Below are 20,353 nucleotides of genomic sequence, written 5' to 3'. Positions count from 1 at the left end.
GATGGGTCATCTGGAGTCGATGCGGGCGAAGATCGACGGGCTGCGCGAACGCGGCGCCGACGCGGAGCTGGCGCGCCGCTGGGAGGACGACGCGGGCCGGTACAACGCGCCGCCGCTGCGGCTCGGCGAGCCCGTCGCGCTCGCGGGCGCGTACCCGGGGGGCCTCGCGGACCTGTACCTGGCGGCGGGCCCGGCCCGGTTCGGGGAGATCCTGTTCCTGCCGGAGGCCGCGTTCGGCCCGATGGACGCGATCGACGCGTACGGGGAGCCGATCGACGGCCGCAGGCGCCTGCGGATCGGAGACGTCGGCGAGGACGCGGTGCTCCTCGACCTGGACTCGGGGGCCGTGATCGTCTACTGGTTCAACTACTTCGAGCGCGGCTGGGACTCCGGGGTGCTCGTCGAGTGCGGGTCGGCGACCGAGTTCGCCGACACCGTGGCGATGGGCCCGGGGTACGCCGGGCTGCACGGCCCGAAGGAGCGGCAGCGCACCGCGTGGTGGGACGAGGACCCGTGGTTCGCGTACCTGCGCGAGACCGGCCTCGCCGGGGAGTAGCGGCATGCGCGACCAGCGGGAGTACGTGCGGGTCTGGGGCGCGGACAACGTGGTCCGGTTCCCGCGGAGCCGGTGGATGCGCGAGTTCGCCGCGCCCGCCGCGTCCTATCCTGACACCGACCTGATCCCGGTGAACATGTCCGCGGTGTTCACCTCGTTCCTGACGGGCCGGTTCGGGCTGTTCGACGACATGGACCTGCGGCGCGGCTCGGGCGGCACGATGCAAGTGGTGGTCGTGGGCGCGGTGCCCGCCGACCCGGAGGCGACCCTGTTCTGCTTCGACACGGCGACCGGCCGGATCGTCATGCTCGGCGTCAAGGACGGCACGCTCGAACTCGTCAACGCCAGTTTCAAGGCCCTGAGCGAGTTCCTGTTCCGGTTCGCGCAGTTCGTGGACGAGGACACCGGCCGCGCGGGCCGGGCCCGCCGCGCCGCGGTCCTCCGCAGCAAGCTCTCCCGCGTCGACCCCGACGCCTTCGCCGACCCCGGGTCGTGGTGGTCGGCGACGTTCACGCAGCTGGAGTACCGCACCCACTGAGGCCGTTCCGGGCCCCGGGAAACGGCTCGATGTCCGGCGGCCGCGAGGAGTAGGCTTCCGACGGCCTCGCCGGCGCCTCACGGCAGGGCCGGTTCCCCCTGCCCGCAGCGCTGCCGCCCCGCGCAGCCCCCCGCGAACGAGGTGCCCCCGTGCCCGGACCGTCTTCGTCCACTTCGGCCTTCGGCGACCGGAGGTCGACGGCGGCGCTCATCGCGCTCGCCGTCGCCGCGTTCTGCTACGTCACCGTCGAGACGGCGCCCGTCGGGCTCCTCGGCGAGGTCGCCGCCGACCTGGACGTGTCGCTCTCCCAGGTCGGCCTGCTCGTCACCGGGTACAGCGTCACCGTCGCGGTCGTCACGCTCCCGCTGGTGAAGCTCGTGGCGCGCGTCCCGCGGCGACCGCTGCTGCTGACGCTCATGGCCGTCATGGTCGTCGCCACCGCCGCTTCCGCCGCCGCCACCGAGTACGGGATGCTGTTCGCGGCCCGGGTCGCGACGGCCCTCGCTCAGGCCGTGTTCTGGGGCGTCGTCGGACCAGTCGCCGCCGGGATGTTCCCCGCGCACGTCCGCGGCCGCGTCCTCGCCGTCGTCTACACCGGCGGCTCAATCGGCCCGATGCTCGGCGTGCCCGCCGCGACCTGGCTCGGCCAGCGCGCCGGATGGCAGGCCGCGTTCCTCGCGCTCGCGGCCACGGGCCTGGTCGCCCTCGCGGTCCTGTTCGCGGCGCTCCCCGCGAAGCCGACCCGCAACGAGCACGCCGGGCGCGGCACGGTGCCGGACGCCAAGCGGTTCGCGCTGGTCCTGGCGACGACGGTGCTGTCGGTGGCGGGGTTCTTCGCGGTCTACACGTACACCTCGGAGGTCATCACCGCGGTCGCGGGCATGGCGCCTGCGATGCTCGGGCCGCTGCTGCTGGTGCGGGGCGTCGCGGACTTCGGGGGCATCGCGGCGGGCGGGGTGCTCTCGGACCGGTCCCAGCGGCTGGCGGTGGTGCTGCCGCTGGTGCTGCTGACGGGGATCTTCACGGCGATGTGGGTGTTCGGGGCGAGCCCGCTGGTGACCGGGACCGCGATCGTGCTGACGGGCGTGTCGATGGGGATGTTCAGTCCGGCGCTCCAGAACCGGGTCATGGAGTTCGCTCCGGGGAGCACCGACACCGCCTCGGCGGCGAACTCGGTGGCGTTCAACGTGGGGATCGCCCTCGGGTCCTCGCTCGGGGGCCTGACGCTCGCGCACGCCGGGGCTGGGGCCATCGCCCTGACCGGGGCGGTGTTCGCCGCCGCGGCGGTGGCGGCGGGACTGGCGACGACCGAGCCCGCGCGGGAGCGGACCGCGGTCGGGTCGCCCTGAGCAACGCCTTCAGCGAGAGTGCTCCGCCCGTCCGCTTGCGGCGCTGATCGATCCGGATCGATCGCGGGGGCGGGGAAGGGTCTGCACCCGGAGCGCTAGGCGTGGGTCGGCCACACGGGTCGGGGCGGAATTGTGGGACTGATCGACATGGTCCCGGGGCCGCTGCGTCCATAGCATTTACCGGCATGAATACCGTAACACCCGTTGGGGAAGGCCCGGCCGCGGGCGCGAGTCCGGTCTTGAGTGGACGGACGGCGCTGGTGACCGGGGCCGGGTCGGGGATCGGGCGGGCCTGCGCGGCCGCGCTCGCCGCGGCCGGGGCCGCGGTGCACGCCGTGGACCGCGACGCCGAGGCCGTACACGCGGTCGCCGCGGCGGTCGGCGGGACGGCGCACGTCGCCGACCTGGCCGACCCCGGGGCGGTCGCCGCGCTGCCGCACGACGTGGACGTCCTGGTCAACAACGCCGGGTTCCAGCACGTCGCCCCGCTCGCGGCGTTCCCGCTCGACCGGTTCGACCTCATGCAGCGCGTCATGGTGACCGCGCCGCTCCAGCTCATGCAGCAGTGCCTGCCGCACATGCAGAAGCGGGGCTGGGGCCGGATCGTCAACGTCTCCAGCGTCCACGGCCTGCGCGCCAGCGCGAACAAGGCCGGGTACGTCGCGGCCAAGCACGCCCTGGAGGGCCTGAGCAAGGTCGCCGCGATCGAGGGCGCGCCCCACGGGGTCACCAGCAACTGCGTCAACCCCGGCTACGTGCGCACCCCGCTGGTGGAGCGCCAGCTCGACGACCTCGCGGCCGCGGGCGCCGAGGACCCGCTCGCGACCGTGCTCCTCGACCGGACCCCCGTGAAGCGCCTGCTGGAGCCCGGAGAGGTCGCGGCCGCGGTCCTGTGGCTGTGCGGCCCCGGCTCCGGCTTCGTCACCGGGTCCTCCCTCACGCTCGACGGCGGCTGGACCGCCACCTAGCCCCGACATGTCCCCTCTAGAGAACAGGCACCGCCCATGACCGACCCAGCCCTCACCGCAACACCAGTCAAGCGCCGCAACGGCATAGGCCGCATCGTCACCGCCAGCCTGGTCGGCACCACCGTCGAGTGGTACGACTTCTTCCTGTACGGCTCGGCCGCCGCGCTGGTGTTCAACACCGCGTTCTTCCCCACCCACGACCCGCTGACGGGCACGCTCATCGCGTTCGCCAGCTACGCCATCGGGTTCCTCGCCCGGCCGCTCGGCGGCCTCGTCTTCGGCCACTACGGCGACCGCTTGGGCCGCAAGAAGCTCCTCGTGCTCAGCCTGCTGCTCATGGGCGGCGCGACGTTCGCGATGGGCCTGCTGCCGGTCTACGCGCAGATCGGCGTCGCCGCGCCGATCCTCCTGACGCTGCTGCGCCTGGTCCAGGGCTTCGCGCTGGGCGGCGAGTGGGGCGGGGCGGTCCTCATCGTCTCCGAGCACGGCGGCGCGCGGCACCGCGGGTTCTGGGCGTCGTGGCCGCAGGCCGGGGCGCCCGGCGGGAACCTGCTCGCCACCGGCGTGCTGGCGTTCCTGGCGGTCGTCCAGTCCGAGGAGGCCTTCCTCGACTGGGGCTGGCGGGTCCCGTTCCTGCTCTCGGGGGTCCTGGTCGTCATCGGCCTGTGGATCCGCATCTCCGTGTCGGAGTCCCCGGTGTTCCTCCAGGCCCAGGCCGAGCGGGCCGCGAGCGGCGTCAAGGAGAGGCCGCCGATCGTGGAGGTGTTCCGCACGGGCTGGCGCGAGGTGCTCGGCGCGATCGGGCTGCGCTTCGGCGAGAACGTCTCGTACTACATCCTCACCGCGTTCGTGCTCGTGTACGTCACGGTGCAGCTGGAGCTGTCGCGCAGCCTCGCGCTGAACGCGGTGCTCATCGGGTCGGCGATCCACTTGGTGACGATCCCGCTGTGGGGCGCCCTGTCGGACCGGATCGGGCGGCGCGCGGTGACGCTCGTCGGCGCGGCCGGGATGGCCGTGTGGGCGTTCGTGTTCTTCGGGCTGGTCGACTCCGGCGAGTTCGGGGTCGTGACGCTGTCGGTGACGGTGGGCCTGCTGTTCCACGGCGCGATGTACGGCCCGCAGGCCGCGTTCGTGTCGGAGCTGTTCGACACGAAGGTCCGCTACTCGGGCGCGGCGATCGGATCGCAGCTCGCGTCGATCGTGGCCGGGGCGCTGGCGCCGATCATCGCGGTGAAGCTGCTGAGCGAGTACGGCTCGTCGACGCCGGTGTCGGCGTACCTGTGCGCGGCGGCGGTGGTCACCGCGATCACGGCGGCCGTCGTCCGCGAGACGCGGGGACGCGATCTGACCAGCGGCATCAGGGATTAGGCTTCCCCCGTCCCCGATTTGAGAGAGGCTCCCGTGTCCGAAGGCGTCGACCCCGCGGCGGCCGCGCTGCTGCGGCTGATCGGGCTCATCGGCGCGGACGTCTCGGACGACGAGCTCGCGGCCCCGGCCCGGGACCTGAAGCGGTCCCGGGCCTCGGCCGCCGCCGTCGCGGCCGTGGAGGAGGCGACGGAGTCGGTGCGGCGCGTCCGCGGGACGCTCGCGCAGCGCCGCCGCCGGGAGGCCGAGCTGGCGGCCCTGTTCGACACGGCCGGGGACCTCGCGGCGCTGCGGAACCTCGACTCGGTGCTGCGGGCGATCGTCCACCGGGCCCGGACCCTGCTGGCCGCGGACCTGTCGTACATCGCACTGCGGGACCCGGAGGCGGGCGACACGTACATGCGGGTCACCGACGGGTCGGTGTCGGCGAAGTTCCAGCAGCTGCGCCTGGGCATGGGCGAGGGCCTCGGGGGCCTGGTCGCGGAGACGGCGCTGCCGTACGCGAGCACCGACTACCGGGTGGACTCGCGGTTCAACCACACCGACCGGATCGACACGGCCGTCACCGAGGAGGGCGTCCACGGGATCGTGGGCGTGCCGATGCGGGTGGGCGAGCAGGTCATCGGGGTGCTGTTCGCCGCGGATCGGGCGCCGCGCGGGTTCGCGCCCGACGACGTGGCGATGCTCGTGTCGCTGGCGAACCACGCGGCCGTGGCGATCGAGAGCGTCCGGCAGCTGGAGGAGGCCCGGCAGGCGCTGCGGGAGCGGAGCCGGGCCGCGGAGACCTCGGCGCGGCTGAACGGGGCGCTGCGGCGGGCCGCCGACGCGCACGACCGGCTCACGGGCCTGGTGCTCTCCGGCGGGGACGTCGGCGACCTCGCGTCGCAGACCGCGGAGCTGTTCGCGGGCCCGATCGGGATCTACGACGCCGAGGGGACGGAGCTGGCGCGGGCCGGGGACGGCGCGGTGCGGTTCGTCGCCGAGGGCGTGGACGGCTCGCAGGCGTCGCGCAGCGCGGTCCTCGCGGAGGGCCTGTGGGTGTGCGCGGTCATGGCGGGCCCGGAACCGCTGGGCTCCATCGTGCTCGGCGGGCGCGCGGACCTGGCGGAGGCCGACCGGCAGCTGTTCGAGCGGGCCTCGCTGGTGACCGCGCTGCTGCTCCTCCTGCGCCGGTCCGTCGCCGACGCCGAGGACCTGGTGCGTGGGGAACTGCTCGACGACCTGCTCACCGACGCGGGCAGGCGCCGCTCCGGCGGGTCGAGCCTGCGGCTGCGCGCCGGGAAGCTCGGGATCGACCTGGCCCGCCCGCACGCGGTGTTCGTCCTCGACGGCGCCGTGCAGCCGCGCCTCGCCTCGGAGGCGAAGCGGTTCGCGCGCGCCGAAGGCGGGCTCGCCGGGGGCCGCGACGGCCGCCCGGTGCTGCTGCTGCCCGCCGACGACCCCGGGGAGCGGGCCGCGAAGCTCGCCGCCTCGTTCGCGCGGAGCGCGGGCCAGCGCGTCACCGTCGGCGCATCAGGATGCGTCGACGACTTGGAACGGCTCCCGGAGGCGTACTCCGAGGCCGTGCGGTGCACCGAGGCGATGCTGACGCTGGGCCGCCGCGGCGAGGGCGCGTGCATGGAGCAGCTCGGGTTCATCGGGGTGCTGCTCGGCGAGGCCGGCACCGGCGCGTTCGTGGAGCGGACCATCGGCCCGCTCCTGGACTACGACCGCAGGCGCGGCACCGACCTCGTGGGGACCCTGGAGGCGTACTTCGCCGCGGGCGGGCACCTCGCGAAGACCAAGGCGGCGTTGAACGTCCACGTCAACACCGTGTCGCAAAGGCTCGACCGGGTCGCGGCGGTCCTGGGGCGGGACTGGAACTCCCCCGCCAGGTCGCTGGAGGTGCAGCTCGCGCTGCGGGTCCACCGGCTGTCCGGTCCGCGCTGACTACCTGCGGCGCAGCACGACCGCGTCCCCCTGACCGCCGCCGCCGCAGAGCCCGGCCGCGCCGACCGCCCCGCTGGGGAGCTGGCGCGAGAGGGTCTGCACAAGGCGGGCGCCCGAGGCGCCGAGCGGGTGGCCGAGGGCGATGGCGCCGCCGTCGCGGTTGACGCGCTCGGGGTCGATGCCAAGTTCGCTGACGGAGGCGAGGGCCACGGCCGCGAACGCCTCGTTGATCTCGACGGCTTCGAAGTCGGTCACGGCGGTCCCGGCCTGCGCGGCGGCGGCCTGGATCGCGTGCGACGGCTGGAGGAGCAGCGAGTTGTCCGGCCCGGCGACGGTGGCGTACGCGAGGATCTCGGACTCCCAGTCGAGGCCGAGGCGCTCGGCGTTGGCGCGGGTGGTGAGGACGAGCGCGACGGCGCCGTCGTTCATCGGGGAGGAGTTCCCGGCGGTCAGGGACCCGTCGGGGGTGAACGCGGGGCGGAGCGCGGCGAGGCCGTCGAGGGTGGTCTGCGGTCGCGGGCCCTCGTCGGCCTCCACGATCGCCTTGCCGGTGTCGACGGGGGTGATCTCGGCGGCGCGGGCGTCGGCGCCCTTGGCGGCCTTCTGCTGCGAGGCGAGCGCGAACGCGTCCTGGTCGGCGCGGGCCAGGCCGAGGCGCTGGGCGTGGCGCTCGGTGGACTCGCCCATGGAGACGCCGTCGTAGGCGTCGGTGAGGCCGTCGAACGCGGTGTGGTCGAGCATCGTGACGTCGCCGTACTTGAAGCCGCGGCGCGAGCCGGGGAGCAGGTGCGGGGCGCGGGTCATGGACTCCATGCCGCCCGCGACGACGAATTCGCATGCGCCCGTGCGCAGGAGCGCGTCGGCGAGGCCGACCGCGGTCATGCCGGAGAGGCAGACCTTGTTGACCGACAGGCTCGGCACGTGCATGGGGATGCCCGCGGCGACGGCGGCCTGGCGGGCGGGGTTCTGGCCGCACCCGGCGGGCAGGACGTGGCCGAGGATGACTTGGCCGATGCGGGCGGGGTCGACGCCCGCGCGGTCGAGGGCGGCGCGGATCGCGGCGCCGGCCAGCGCGGTGGCGGGGACGTCGGCGAGGCTCCCGCCGAAGCGCCCGATCGGGGTGCGTGCGGCGGCGAGGATGACGGTGGATTCGTGGTGGATACCCATGGGCCGATCCTAGGGGCCCGGGGCCGCCGGGTCCATGGTTCCGGCGCCCATGCGGACGGGCGGCGGTATGTGGCCCGCCCCCACTGCCGTGGAGGCGTGCGTCGGGCAGACTGGCTCAGGCGCAGATTCGAGGAGGAACGTGTGACCGGCGAGGTGCTGTGGCGGCCCGGGACTGAGGGGACCGCGAACATCGAGGTGTTCGGGAAGTGGCTGTCCGGGCGGGCGGGCACTGACCTGACCGCGTACGACGACCTGTGGCGGTGCTCGGTGGAGCGGCCGGGCCTGTTCTGGGGCGGGGTGTGGGAGCACTTCGGGCTCGGCGGGCCGGTCGCGGAGGACCGGGTGCTCGCCTCGGCCGGGATGCCGGGCGCGATGTGGTTCCCCGACGAGCGGCTGAACTACGCGCAGGCGGTGCTCGCGGCGCCGGGGATGGGTGCGGACGATGTCGCGGTGACGGCGTACTCGGACACGCGCGGGCCGGTCGACTGGACGCTCGCCGACCTGCGGTCGGCGGTCGCGCGGCTGCGCGCGGGCCTGGTCGCGGCGGGGGTCGGGCGCGGGGACCGTGTGGCGGCGTGGATGCCGAACGTGCCCGAGACGTACGCGCTCATGCTCGCTTCCGCGTCGATCGGCGCGGTGTTCTCCTCGTGCGCACCGGAGTTCGGGGCGCGGGCGGTCGTGGACCGGCTCAAGCAGGTCGAGCCGAAGATCCTGTTCGTCACCGACGGATACCGCTACGGCGCCAAGACGATCCGCAGGGACCAGGAGATCGCGCAGGTCGTAGCGGCGCTGGCACCGGAGCGGCTCGTCACGTTCTCCTATCTGGACGAAGGGTTCAGCACCGGCGAGCGGTGGGAGGACTTCGGAGGCGACGGCGATCTGGCGTTCGAGCAGGTGCCGTTCTCACATCCGTTGTACATCCTGTACTCGTCGGGGACCACGGGCCTGCCGAAGGCGATCGTCCACGGCCACGGCGGGATCGCGCTCGAACACGCGAAGATGCACGGCCTGCACCACGACCTCGGGCCCGGCGACCGGTTCTTCTGGTACTCCACCACGGGGTGGATGATGTGGAACTACTTGGCGTCGGCGCCGCTCGTGGGCGCCGGGGTGGTCCTGTTCGACGGGGCGCCGGACCTGGAGGGCCTGTGGCGCCTCGCCGAGGAGTCCGGGGCGACGTACTTCGGGACGAGCGCGCCGTTCCTCATGGCCTGCCGCGACCGCGGCGTCGTCCCCAAGGAGGTCGCGGACCTGTCGCGGCTCAAGGGGATCGGCTCGACCGGGGCGCCGCTCCCGGCGGCCGGGTTCGACTACGTGGTCGAGGCGGTCAGCGCGACCGCGCAGCTCCAGTCGCTGTCGGGCGGCACGGACCTGTGCACCGGGTTCGTCGGCGGCGCGCCGAACGTGCCGGTGTGGCGCGGCGAGCTGTCGTGCCGGTGCCTCGGCGCGGACGTGCAGTCCTTCGCGCCCGACGGGACGCCCGGGATCGGCCGCGAAGGCGAGCTGGTGATCGCCTCGCCGATGCCGTCGATGCCGGTGGGGCTGTGGGGCGACCGGGACGACGAGCGGTACCGCGAGACGTACTTCGACCGGTACCCGGGCGTGTGGCGCCACGGCGACTGGATCACGATCACCGAGCGCGGCTCGGCGGTCATCTCCGGGCGCTCCGACGCCACGCTGAACCGCGGCGGCGTGCGCATGGGGACCGCCGAGTTCTACGCCGTCGTGGAGGCCGTCCCCGGCGTCACCGACTCCCTTGTGGTGCACCTGGACGAGGAGGACCGGCTGCTCGTGTTCGTGGAGGCGAGCGTCGAGGTCGACGCGGACCTCAAGCGCGCCATCGCGACCGCGATCCGCACCGAGCTGTCGCCGCGGCACCTGCCCGACGAGGTGATCGCGGTCCCGAAGATCCCGCGCACCGTCACCGGCAAGAAGATCGAGGTGCCGGTGAAGCGGATCCTGCAAGGCGTGCCGGTCGACCAGGCCGTCGCACCGGGCGCGCTGGCCGATCCCAGTGCGCTGCAAGCGTTCGTGCCCGAAAAGTGAGCGTCGACCGGCCGGGGTGACTGTCGGCCGGTCCCTTTAGGCTGCACGGCATGACGAATCCCCCCAGCGAAGACCGGCTCGTCCTGCCCCCGAAGTGGGCGCGGCACGTGATGCCCAGGCGCGGCAGGGACCAGGCGGCCCCCGTGGAGCTCGACACCGCCGCGCCCCAGGACGTCGAGCGGCGCATCGCCGACAACTGGGCGCACATCGAGCAGGGCATCGAGCGGAACGCCGCGTACCGGGACGCGATCCGCGCGTACCTCCAGGGCCGGTTCGACCCCGTCGGCGCGGCCGCGCTCATGCACCTCATGGACGCCACCGGGACGCAGACCGTCACGGCCGCCGACCGGCTCCGGCACCTCGACGCCTGGGTCGCCCGGCACGGCCTCGGCTTCGCGGCGGCCGCGGTCCTCGAATCCGCGACGGTCTACAACCGGACCTACGCCAAGGACGACCGGTCGATCACCGACGCGCACCTGGACACGTACCTGGAATGGGTCGAGCCCGAGGGCTGGCGGGGCGCCGAGCCCGCGGCCCACCGCATCCGGGCGCTCCTCGCAGCGGCGAGCGACGAGGAGTACGAGGTCGCCGTCGACACGGTCGCGCAGTTCAGGACCGACCCGCAGCGCATCGTCGGCGCGGCCCTGCTCATGCCCACCGAGGCCGCCTGGGTCGAGGCGGCGGTCACCGAGATGACCGGATACTTCGAGCGCCGCCGCGCCGACGACTGGATGGCCTGGCACATCGCCGCCGACCCCCGCGACTACCACCTCACGCAGCGCCGCGGCCTCACCACCGCCGACGAGCGCAGCCTCGCCCCGCTCATCGCGGGCGTCGGCACCGAGGCGATCCCCCTGCTCATCAACCAGATCGACGTCTGGTTCGAGCGCCTCTCGAAGCCCGCCCGCGCGGCCCTCATGACCGCGATCGGCCTGCTCCCCGCCGACGAGGCGACCGCGCAGCTCATCGACCGGCTCCACCGGCCCGGCGCGCTCACGGTCGCGATGGCGACCGCCGAGCGGTTCCCGCAGCGGACCCTCCGGGCCGTCGCGCTCTGCGCCCAGGACGCCGACGACGAGCGGCGCCGCCTCCTCGGCGGCCTCGTCGGCTCGTCGGAGGCGATGCGGACCGCACTGGAGACCGCGGACGCCGCGACCCGCGAGGCGGTCGGCGGGCTCGTCGCGACCGGCGACCGGGCCCCGGAGGCGGACCTCGACGCGCTGCCGCCGCTGTTGGCCTCGCCGCCGTGGAAGGCCAAGCGGCCCAAGCCGGTCGTCGTCGCAGGGCTGGAGCCGGAAGCCGCGACCGCGGTCGTGTGGGCCGACGAGGACGAGCGGCACCGCTGGGCCGCCCTCCGCGAGGAGGACGGCGACGGCGGCATGGACGAGGAGGAAGTGCAGCGGCTCCTCGCCCGCCTTGAGCAGAACGGCAAGCTCGACCGGCCGCTCCTGTTCCTCGCCTGGGCGCGGACGGACGCCGCCGAAATACTGCTCGACCGCTGGGACGGCCGGGCCAAGGACGTCTTCCTCATCGAGCTCCAGCGGATGCTCGCCCGCTTCGACGCCCGCGTCGCCGACCGGATCGTGCCGCTCGTCAAGGGCCGCACCGCCATGGCCGAGGCGCTGGTGCCGATCCGCAGCCTGGAGGCCGCACGCCTCGCCGCCGACTGGATCTCGCGCTCGAAGTCGCTGGCGCCCATCGCGAAGCAGTGGCTCTCACGGCACGCCGACGCCGCCCCGCACCTGCTCATCCCGGATGCTCTTGGAAGCGACAAGCCCGCGCGCAAGGCCGCCACCGCCGCCCTGCGCTACCTCATCGCCGAGCACGGCGCCGAACCCATCGCCGCCGCGGCGAAGGCGTACGGAGAGGCCGCCTCGAACGCCATCGGCGCGCTCATCGCCACCGACCCGCTCGACCCCCTCGACGCCACGATCCCCAAGCAGGCCGCCTGGGCCGCACCGGCACTCCTCCCGCAAGTGCTCCTCAAGGGACAAGAGGTCGCGCTGCCCGCCGAAGCGGTGCGGCACCTGCTCACGGTCCTGGCCCTCGACTCCCCCGAGGTCCCGTACGCCGGGGTCGCCGCCGTTGCGGAAGCCTGCGACGCCGCCTCGCTCACCGCGTTCTCGTGGGCCGTGTTCGAGCTGTGGACGGCAGCAGGGGCGCCCGCGAAGGACTCGTGGGCGTTCTCGCAGCTCGCGCACTTCGCCGACGACGAGACCGTGGCGCGGCTCGAAGCGCTCATCCGGCGCTGGCCCGGCCAGGGCCAGCACAAGCGGGCCGTAGCGGGACTCGAACGCCTGAGCGCCATCGGGACCGAGACGGCGCTGCGGGCCCTCTACGCGATCTCCCGGAAGGTCGCGTTCCGCCCGTTGAAGCAGGAGGCCGTGCGCCAGATCGACCTCGTCGCCGGCCGGCTCGGCCTCAGCCCCGAGCAGCTCGCCGACCGGCTCGTGCCCGACTTCGGGCTCGGCGGCGGCCTCGTCCTCGACTACGGGCCGCGGCGGTTCACCGTGGGCTTCGACGAGCGCCTGGTCCCCTGCGCGATCGACGGCGACGGGAAGCGCCTCGCGCGGCTCCCCAAGCCCGGCAAGCAGGACGACGCGGCGGTCGCCGACGAGGCGTACCAGCGGTTCGCGCACTTGAAGCGGGACGTGAAGAAGGTCGCCGAGGAGCAGGTGCGGCGGCTCGAACGCGCCATGGCCGCGCAGCGGACCTGGACCGGGCCGCAGTTCCTGGAGTTCTTCGCCGACCACCCGCTCCTGCGCCACCTCGCGCGGCGCCTGGTGTGGGAGGCGGTGACCGCTGAAGGGGCCCTGGCGTTCCGGATCGCCGAGGACGGCACCTACGCGGACGTCGAGGAGGAGACGGTCGCGATCCCCGAAGGTGCGCGGATCCGCCTCGCGCACCCGGCGGCGCTCGGCGACGCGCTCGCGGCCTGGACCCAGGTGTTCGCCGACTACGAGGTGCTGCAACCGTTCGAGCAACTCGGCCGCCAGGTCATGGCCTTCACGGAGGAGGAGCTGCGGACCGGGCGCCTGGAGCGGTTCACGGGCAGGTCGATCAGCGTCGGGCGCGTGTTCGCGCTGACGAAGGCGGGCTGGCACACCGGACCCGCGAACAACCTGTGGGTCGAGCCGGGCGTGCACCTGCCGCTGCCCGGCGGCGGGTACGTCGTGCTGGTCCTGGAGTCGGGCTTCGACGCCTACCTGGGGACCGTCGACGCCGACCAGCCCGACCAGGCGGTCAAGACCGTGCACCTGTCGTCCACGGTGGACTACGACGCGTCGGTCGCGGTGCGGGAGCACCCGACCGCGATCGACGCGGTGACGGCCTCGGAGGTGCTGCGGACGCTCGACCGCTACACGAGCCCTAGGTGAGGGTCGCGGTGACGATGCGGCCCGGCCGGTCGTCGGCCCGGGCGACGACGTCGCCGTCCGGGCCCCACACGGCCGACCCGCCGGAGGCGTCGGGGTAGTCGCTGCCGGGACCGGCGAAGCAGGCCATGGCGACCCAGACGCCGTAGTCGGCGGCGAGCTTCGGGATGCGGGCGTCGCGGCGGGCGGCGCCCTCCTCGTCGTGGAGGTTGCCGCCGACGTACGCATCGATGCCGAGCGCCGCCGTGGCCTCGATGTGCGCGTCCATCGCGAAGTCCCGGCAGATCGACAGGCCCAGGCGCCAGCCGTCGACCTCCGCGACCGCGGGCGCGGACCCGGGCGTGAACCGCTCCTGCTCGGGTCCGCCCGGGAACATCTTGCGGTACAGGACTTCCGGGCCGTCGGCGTCGAAGCGGACCATCGTGATGTGCTCCTCGCCGTCCTCGGCGAGCGGCGCTCCGACGAGTGCGATCGAGCCGGTCTCCTTGCACGCCTCCGCGATCGCGCCGAGCGATGGGTCCTCAAGGGACACGGTCGGGGCGGCCATGGCGTAGGACGAGAGGGACAGCTCGGGGAAGACGACGACGCGGGCGCCGGCCGCGCGGATCGCGGCGGCGTGCGCCGCGGCGTTGCCTTCGACGTCGCCGGGCACCAGGTCGGGCTGGGCGAGGGCGATGGTCAGGGGCGGGCGCTGGGTGGTGTCCATACCGCCGACTCTAGTCCGGTTCGTCAGGCTTGCAGGTCCACCTGCCGCGCCTGGTCCCACACGTGGTGCCAGCCGGGCGCGAGTTCGGCGGCGCGCTCGATGGCGAGGACGAGGGAGCCTTCGCGGGCGATGCCCTTGCCCGCGATGTCGAAGGCGGTGCCGTGGTCGACGGAGACGCGCACGACCGGCAGGCCGACGGTGATGTTGACGCCGTCGTCGCCGTAGACCGCTTTGAAGGGGGCGTGACCCTGGTCGTGGTAGCAGGCGATGACGAGGTTCCACTTGCCGCGCACCGCTTGGGGAATGAGGGCGTCGGCGGCGATGGGGCCGTGGGCGTCGATGCCGCGGTCCCGGGCGCGGGCGACGGCGGGCGCGAGGACGTCGGCGTCCTCGTCGCCGAAGAGGCGGTTCTCCCCCGCGTGCGGGTTGAGCCCGGCGAGGCCGATGCGCGGGTGCTCGCGGCCGAGGGCCTTGCCGAAGGCGGCGGCGAGGGCGATCACGTTGTCGGTGCGCTGCGGCGTGATGTCCTCGATCGCCTGGCGCAGTGAGACGTGCGTGGTGAGATGGAACAGGTAGAGGTCCCCCGCGCCGAGGACGAGCGAGAAGTTCTGCACGCCGAACTCGTGGGCGAGGAGCTCGGTGTGGCCGGGGTAGGGGTGGCCGCCGAGGTGCATGGCGGCCTTGTTGAGCGGCGGTGTGACGATGCCGTCCACTTTGCCTTCCTTGGCGAGGTCGCAGGCGCGCACGACGAACCGGTGCGCGCCGTCCCCGGCGGCGGCCGAGAGTTCGCCGAGAGGGATGTCGCCGAGGGAGGGACCGGTCTGGACGAGTTCGATCAGGCCGGGGTCGTTGGTCGCGTCCGCGGGGTCGGCGATGACGGCGACCGTGTCGGGGTCGAGGCCCGCGAGGCGTGCGCCGCGGCGCATCGCGTCGGCGTCGCCGATGACGACCGGGGCGCAGCGCTCTCGCAGGTCAGGATGTTCGAGGAGCGCGCGGGCGATGATCTCGGGGCCGATGCCGGCGACGTCGCCTTGGGTGACGGCGAGGCGGGGAATGTCCATGGTGGCTGGTCTCCTGTGTGTCAGTGTGCGGGCTGGATGAGGTCGGTGAGCAGGCCGGGCGGGCCGAAGCCGCCCGCTTTCGTCCAGACGTCGAGGCCGGGCAGGCGCAGGAGGGGGACGCCGGGGGCGATGCGCCCGGCGACGAGGGCGCGCGGCGCGCCGAGTGCGGTGAGCACTGCGGCGGCCCCGTCGCCGCCGACGAGGCCGACCGTGCCCGGCTCGGTCGCCTGCACGGCGCGGGCGGCGGCGGTGCCGAGGCGGTGTGCGAGGTGCTGGGCGCCTTCGGGGTCGCGGAAGGCGCTGGTGGAGACGATCGCGGGCCGGGGCAGGGCGCGGATCGCGGCTTCCAGTGCGGCGTCGGCGGTGTTCGGGACGTCGAGCACGGTGTGGGCGATGCCGCGCCGCACGGCGTGCGTGATCTGGGCGCGGGTGGCCGGGTTGAGGGAGGAGACCACGACGAGGTCGGTCGGCTGGGGCGGGACGGTGACGTCGTGCGGGGCCGGGTGCCAGACGCGGGCGAGCGCGCGGGCGAGGCCCGCGGAGCCGACGGCCAGGACCCGTTGGCGCCGTTCGAGGATCGCGATGGAGGCGGCGATCCGGTCGAGGTCTTCGTCCGCGGCGGCGTCGAGGACGACGATGCCGGTGGCACCAGGGACAAGCCGATCCGCTGCGCGTGCGCCGGGGACGAGGGCCGTGAGGTCGCTCGTGTTCAAGGGCGTCACAGGGTCGGTTCCAGCGGGTCCTGCGGCGGCGTCGGCGCCGTCGACCAGGAGGCGTCCGGCGGCGACGGTGCGGCCCACGGCCGGGAACGCCGGGCTCAGCACCGTCAGCGGGTTGCCAAGGGCCGCACGGGCTCCGGCGATCTGCTCGGCGACGGTGCCGCGGCCGGTGCTGTCGACCTTCAGGTAGATCCGGTCGGCGCCCGCGGTGCGGACGGCGTGCTCGGTGCGGTCCCGGGCGTCGGCGGCGGCACGGGCGTCGGTCGAGAGCGCCGCGGCGGCGTGGTCGCCGTCGAAGGGGGTCCAGGCCCCGGCGAGTTCCAGGTGCGCGGTCCAGCCGGTCTCGGCGAAGGCCAGCGCCGCGTCGGCGGCGCCGGTGGCGTCGTCGGCGATCACGGCGACCGCGGACCCGGTGTGCTGCATCGGCGTCACGCCTTCGCCGCGGCGAGGTGGGCGCGGGCGGCGGCTTCGAGGTGGGTGAGGTCGGAGGCGATGGTGACCATGCGGAATCCGGCGTCGAGGCGGCGCTTGGCGGTGGCGCCGTCGAGCGAGTGGATGGCGGGGACGATCCCGGCAGCGTCGGCGGCGGCGCGGGTGCGTTCGACGGCGGCTTCGAGGGCGTCGGCGCGGTCGGGGTCGGCGGGGTAGGCGCCGCCGACGGCGAGCATGAGGTCCGAGGGTCCGATGTAGAGGCCGTCGAGGCCGTCGACGGCGGCGATCTGCTCGACGTTGGCGAGTCCTTCGGCGGTCTCGATCATGGCGAGGACGAGGGTTTCGCGGTCGGAGTCGGCGGGGCGAGGGCCGATGCGGAGCGCGGATCGCATGGGGCCGTAAGAGCGGCGGCCAGAAAAGCGAGCAGAGTAGCGGGCGGCGCTGACGGCGGCGGCCGCATCCTCGGGGGTGTCGACGAGGGGCACGATGACGCCGAGGGCGCCCGCGTCGAGGGCCTGGCCGATGCAGACGGGGTCGTTGGCGGCGGTGCGGACGATCCCGGCGGCGGCGTGGGCGGCGTCGACGGCCATGAGGTTGCGCAGCACGCCGTCGTAGCCCATGAGGCCGTGCTGGGCGTCGATGCCGATGTAGTCGTAGCCCGCGCGCGCGACGCGTTCGGTGGCGACGGGCGCGTCGAGGACGGTCCAGTAGCCGACGGCGGTGCCGCCGCCGCGGAGGGTTTCGGTGATGTCGTTGTGGTGCATGGTGTCTCCTCAGCGGTTGTAGGCGGGCATGGGGCCGCGCAGGGCGCGGCCGACCTCGTCGCAGGCGGCGACGGCGTCGGCGGGCAGTGGGCCTTTCGCGAGGGCGGCGAGGTTGGCGGCGATCTGGTGCGGCGCGGAGCCGCCGATGAGGACCGAGTCGGCGACGGGGCGGCTCAGGATCCAGCGCAGGGACAGCTCCACGAGGGGGACGCCGGTGTCGGCGGCGATGCGGGCGAGGGCGTCGATGGCGGTGAACAGCTGCTCGTTCCAGTACCGGTCGGTGTACATGGCGGCGAGGCGGGAGGACCCGAAACGGCCGTCGGCGGGTCGTTCGGCGAAGCGGTGGCGGCCGGTGAGGAGGCCGCCGCCGAGGGGGTTGTAGACCATGGTGGACAGGTCGGTGGTCTGCGCGAACTCGGCGTACTCGGTGTCGAGGCCGCGGGCGACGAGGTTGTAGAGCTGCTGGGCGACAACGGGTTGGGCGATGCCGAGCCGGTCGGCGGTCGCCTGGACCTTGGCGATCTGCCAGGCGGCGTAGTTGGAGACGCCGTAGGCGCCGATGAGCCCTTCGGCGAGGAGCTCGCCGATGGCGGTGAGGGTCGCTTCGATCGGGGTGTCGCGGTCGGGCTGGTGGAGGTAGAAGAGGTCGACGCGGTCGCGGCCGAGGCGTTTCAGGCTGCCGTGGAGCGAGTCGCGGAGCGCGGCGGGCGAGAGCAGCGGCCGGTCCCCCGCGTCGGGGTGGGGCATCCCGGCCTTGGTGGCGATGAGGAAGCGGTCGCCGGCGAGGAGGCGGCCGAGGAGGCGCTCGGTCTCGCCTCCGGCGTAGGCGTTGGCGGTGTCGACCATCCGCACGCCCGCGTCGGCGGCGAGCGCGAGGGTCTCGGCCGCGGCGGCCTCGTCCATGGTGTCGCCGAACGTCATCGAGCCGAGGACGGCGGTGCCGTACGTCATGCGGTGGTCCCTTCCTGGGGCGGCACGGGGTTGCGGGGGGCCTCGCCGCCCAGGACGCGGACGACGTCTTCGGCGACGGCCATGCCCATGGCGCGGTTGGCGAGGTCGGTCTGGGCGCCGATGTGCGGGGTGAGGAGGAGGTTGGGGGCGGTGAGCAGCGGACTGTCGGTGGGGAGTGGTTCTCTTGCGGTGGCGTCGAGGGCGGCGCCGCGGAGGTGTCCGGAGGTGAGGAGTTCGGCGAGGGCGGTCTCGTCGACGAGGTCGCCGCGGGCGGCGTTGACGACGATCGCGCCCTCGCGCAGTGACAGGAGCGCAGTGCGGTCGAGGATCGGTCCGCCGCCGCCGGGCAGGTGGAGGGAGACGATGTCGGCGGCGGCGAGCGCGTCGGCGAGCGTCGCGGGGCGCACGTCGGGGCCGAAGTCGCTCACGTACGGGTCGTAGGCGACGACGGTGAGCCCGAAGGCGAGGGCGCGGGCCGCGACGGCGCGGCCGATGCGCCCGTAGCCGAGGATCGCGAGGGTCTTGCCTGCGAGTTCCAGGCCGGGGAAGCGGCGCCATTCGCCGGCGCGGCAGGACGCGTCGGCCTCGGGGAGGCGCCTGGCGACGGCGAGGAGGAGCGCGAGCGTCAGGTCCGCGACGCCGCCGGTGTTGGCGCCGGGGGCGTTGACGACCGTGATGCCATGGGCCGCTGCGGCTTCGACGTCGATGTTGTCGGTGCCGGTCCCGTGCTTGGCGATCACCTTGAGCGTCGGCGAGGCCAGCACGGGTCCGCTGACGTCGTCGAGTCCGGCGATGAGGGCGTCGCAGCCCTCGGCCTCCCGGGCCAGCGCGGCGGCGTCGAGCGGGTGGGCGGCCGCGGGGCGGACCGCCTCGATCCCGGCGTCGGTCAGGACGGTCCACGGGTCGGGCGACTGGGCGCCGAAGCTCGGGGTGGTGACCAGTACTCGCATGCGTTCCCTCTCAGCCGATCGTGAATCCGAAGATGGTGGCGACGGTGTAGCTCCCGAGCAGGGCGATGGCGATGCTCGACACGGTCAGCATGACGGTCCAGACGGGGCTGCGGCGGTAGCGCCGGTCCACTTGGCGGCGCAGGACCCACACGGCGACCACGACGGCGATGAGGAACAGGCCGGAGGCGACGCCGCCGATCATGACCATGACGACCGGGGACTGGACGATGAGGAAGCTCGCGGCCCAGATCACGGGGTAGCCGACGGTGAGGACGCGGATGATGCGCTCGCGCACGCGCACGTTCGTCCAGTCGAAGAAGCCGAGGATGCCGAGCGTGTTGGTCCACAGGCGCGGCACGGACGCGGTGGAGGCGACGAACGTGGACCACAGGACGAAGAACGCGCCGATGAGGAACAGCCACTGGGCCCAGGACCCGAGGATGTCGGTGTACATGCGCGAGAGGGTGGAGATCATCTCGTTGCCCTCGGGGACCAGGTCCTGCGGGTGGAGGACCGCGGCGCCGATCACGTAGAACGAGAGCGTGCAGATCGTGCAGGTGGTCCAGGAGACGAGGGCGTCGAGGCGCATGACCTTGATCCAGCCCTCGGCGCGCTGCGCGCGCTCCTCGGTGCCGTCGTCGGGCCCGGTCCAGCGGCCGTAGCCCTTTTCGAGGACCCAGTACGTGTAGGTGGTCATCTCGTCGGCGCCGACGCCGGTGAGGCCGAACATCGCGACGGCGAAGCCGACCGCGGCGACCGGGAGCGCGAACGAGAGGCCGTCGAGGACGTCGCCCGCGGTGTACGAGAACGGCGTGAGCGGCAGGCCGAGCGCGAGCGCGACGGTGATGAGGGTGAACAGGACGACGGAGACGACGGAGAGCCGCTCGATCATCGAGTACTTGCCGGTGACCAGGAGGACCACGGTCGCGACGAGGGTGATGCCGGTCCAGAACGCGAGCGACGCGAAGCCGAGCGGCTCGCCGAGGACGGGGAACATGATCGAGAGGCAGGCGGCGGCGCCGCCGATGATGCCGCCGCGCTGCAGGATCTTCGCGAAGTCCATGACGATCCACAGCAGGGTGACCCAGGAGCCGCGCCTGGTGCGGGGCTCGACCTCGGCGTAGCCCTGGAGGGCGGTCTTGCCGGTGAGGATGGCCCAGGTGGCGAGCTCGACCTGGACCCACACCTTGATGGCGGTGGAGACGATGACGAGCCAGAAGAGGACGAATCCGGCCTGGGAGCCGAGGGCGGTGGTCGTGATGAGCTCGCCCGAGCCGACGACGGCGGCCGAGAGGATGAGGCCGGGCCCGAGGTAGCGGAAGCGGCCGCGGAGGGTGCGCGGGGGTTCGAGGACGGTCTCGGGGTCGAGGGCGTACGGGTCGAAGGGTTTGGCCGGGGTGGCGGTTCGGGATGCCAATGCAGTCTCCTTTGACGCGGGCGAGGGGCCGGGGGTGCCCCCGGTGCGCAACACCATACGT

General features: G+C 73.8%; 16 protein-coding genes. 8 read left to right on the top strand and 8 right to left on the bottom strand.

Annotated features, from left to right (window positions below):
* Nucleotide 1 precedes the first annotated feature (1 nt).
* The 6 genes from WA640_RS11425 (at nt 2) to WA640_RS11400 (ending at nt 6,705) form a co-directional block, all read left to right on the top strand.
* On the top strand, nt 2–556 hold the full coding sequence (locus WA640_RS11425; protein WP_335987770.1) for a hypothetical protein: 555 nt from the start codon (nt 2–4) through the stop codon (nt 554–556).
* Nucleotides 557–560: 4 nt separating this feature from the next.
* Entirely contained in the window at nt 561–1,094 is a 534-nt protein-coding gene (locus tag WA640_RS11420) for an SUKH-4 family immunity protein (RefSeq protein WP_335987769.1), read from the top strand.
* 149 nt (nt 1,095–1,243) lie between these two features.
* Nucleotides 1,244–2,443 (top strand): MFS transporter, encoded by a 1,200-nt coding sequence (locus WA640_RS11415; protein WP_335987768.1) that lies wholly within the window; start codon nt 1,244–1,246, stop codon nt 2,441–2,443.
* A gap of 185 nt (nt 2,444–2,628) precedes the next feature.
* Nucleotides 2,629–3,411 carry an SDR family oxidoreductase gene (locus WA640_RS11410; protein ID WP_442904734.1) on the top strand — a complete coding sequence of 261 codons (783 nt, stop codon included), beginning with the start codon at nt 2,629–2,631 and terminating at the stop codon, nt 3,409–3,411.
* 36 nt (nt 3,412–3,447) lie between these two features.
* The gene (locus tag WA640_RS11405) at nt 3,448–4,779 is read left to right on the top strand and encodes an MFS transporter (protein ID WP_335987766.1); all 1,332 of its coding nucleotides are present in this window, start codon (nt 3,448–3,450) and stop codon (nt 4,777–4,779) included.
* 33 nt (nt 4,780–4,812) lie between these two features.
* The gene (locus tag WA640_RS11400; RefSeq protein WP_335987765.1) at nt 4,813–6,705 is read left to right on the top strand and encodes a helix-turn-helix domain-containing protein; all 1,893 of its coding nucleotides are present in this window, start codon (nt 4,813–4,815) and stop codon (nt 6,703–6,705) included.
* On the opposite strand, the gene WA640_RS11395 is transcribed toward WA640_RS11400, so the two are convergent.
* Nucleotides 6,706–7,872, bottom strand: coding sequence for an acetyl-CoA C-acyltransferase (locus tag WA640_RS11395; RefSeq protein WP_335987764.1), 1,167 nt, complete (start codon nt 7,870–7,872; stop codon nt 6,706–6,708).
* Nucleotides 7,873–8,013: 141 nt separating this feature from the next.
* On the opposite strand from WA640_RS11395, the gene WA640_RS11390 reads away from it, so the two are divergent.
* Both WA640_RS11390 and WA640_RS11385 read left to right on the top strand, forming a co-directional pair.
* Nucleotides 8,014–9,918, top strand: coding sequence for an acetoacetate--CoA ligase (locus tag WA640_RS11390; RefSeq protein WP_335987763.1), 1,905 nt, complete (start codon nt 8,014–8,016; stop codon nt 9,916–9,918).
* A 50-nt stretch (nt 9,919–9,968) separates the two neighbouring features.
* Nucleotides 9,969–13,295 carry a DUF4132 domain-containing protein gene (locus WA640_RS11385; protein ID WP_335987762.1) on the top strand — a complete coding sequence of 1,109 codons (3,327 nt, stop codon included), beginning with the start codon at nt 9,969–9,971 and terminating at the stop codon, nt 13,293–13,295.
* Here the strand turns inward: WA640_RS11385 and WA640_RS11380 are convergent.
* The 7 genes from WA640_RS11380 to WA640_RS11350 are packed head-to-tail and all read right to left on the bottom strand — an operon-like array spanning nt 13,288 to nt 20,292.
* Nucleotides 13,288–13,998: a carbon-nitrogen hydrolase family protein gene (locus WA640_RS11380; protein WP_335987761.1), complete on the bottom strand. Its 711-nt coding sequence runs from the start codon at nt 13,996–13,998 to the stop codon at nt 13,288–13,290. The two genes, WA640_RS11385 and WA640_RS11380, sit on opposite strands and share 8 nt — an antisense overlap.
* Before the next feature lie 23 nt (nt 13,999–14,021).
* Complete coding sequence (gene pdxA, locus WA640_RS11375; RefSeq protein ID WP_335987760.1) at nt 14,022–15,059, bottom strand: 4-hydroxythreonine-4-phosphate dehydrogenase PdxA; 1,038 nt, start codon at nt 15,057–15,059, stop codon at nt 14,022–14,024.
* 20 nt (nt 15,060–15,079) lie between these two features.
* Entirely contained in the window at nt 15,080–16,201 is a 1,122-nt protein-coding gene (locus tag WA640_RS11370) for a four-carbon acid sugar kinase family protein (protein ID WP_335987759.1), read from the bottom strand.
* A 5-nt stretch (nt 16,202–16,206) separates the two neighbouring features.
* Nucleotides 16,207–16,974 carry an HpcH/HpaI aldolase family protein gene (locus WA640_RS11365; protein ID WP_335987758.1) on the bottom strand — a complete coding sequence of 256 codons (768 nt, stop codon included), beginning with the start codon at nt 16,972–16,974 and terminating at the stop codon, nt 16,207–16,209.
* 9 nt (nt 16,975–16,983) lie between these two features.
* On the bottom strand, nt 16,984–17,925 hold the full coding sequence (locus tag WA640_RS11360) for an aldo/keto reductase (RefSeq protein WP_335987757.1): 942 nt from the start codon (nt 17,923–17,925) through the stop codon (nt 16,984–16,986).
* Nucleotides 17,922–18,875: an NAD(P)-dependent oxidoreductase gene (locus WA640_RS11355; protein WP_335987756.1), complete on the bottom strand. Its 954-nt coding sequence runs from the start codon at nt 18,873–18,875 to the stop codon at nt 17,922–17,924. The genes WA640_RS11360 and WA640_RS11355 overlap by 4 nt, the downstream gene beginning before the upstream one ends.
* Nucleotides 18,876–18,885: 10 nt before the next feature.
* Nucleotides 18,886–20,292 carry an Nramp family divalent metal transporter gene (locus WA640_RS11350; protein ID WP_335987755.1) on the bottom strand — a complete coding sequence of 469 codons (1,407 nt, stop codon included), beginning with the start codon at nt 20,290–20,292 and terminating at the stop codon, nt 18,886–18,888.
* Nucleotides 20,293–20,353: the final 61 nt, after the last annotated feature.

The organism is Glycomyces sp. MUSA5-2 (assembly GCF_037034145.1).
Classification (GTDB): domain Bacteria; phylum Actinomycetota; class Actinomycetes; order Mycobacteriales; family Micromonosporaceae; genus Glycomyces; species Glycomyces artemisiae.
This window is presented reverse-complemented; position numbering and strand designations above follow the sequence as displayed.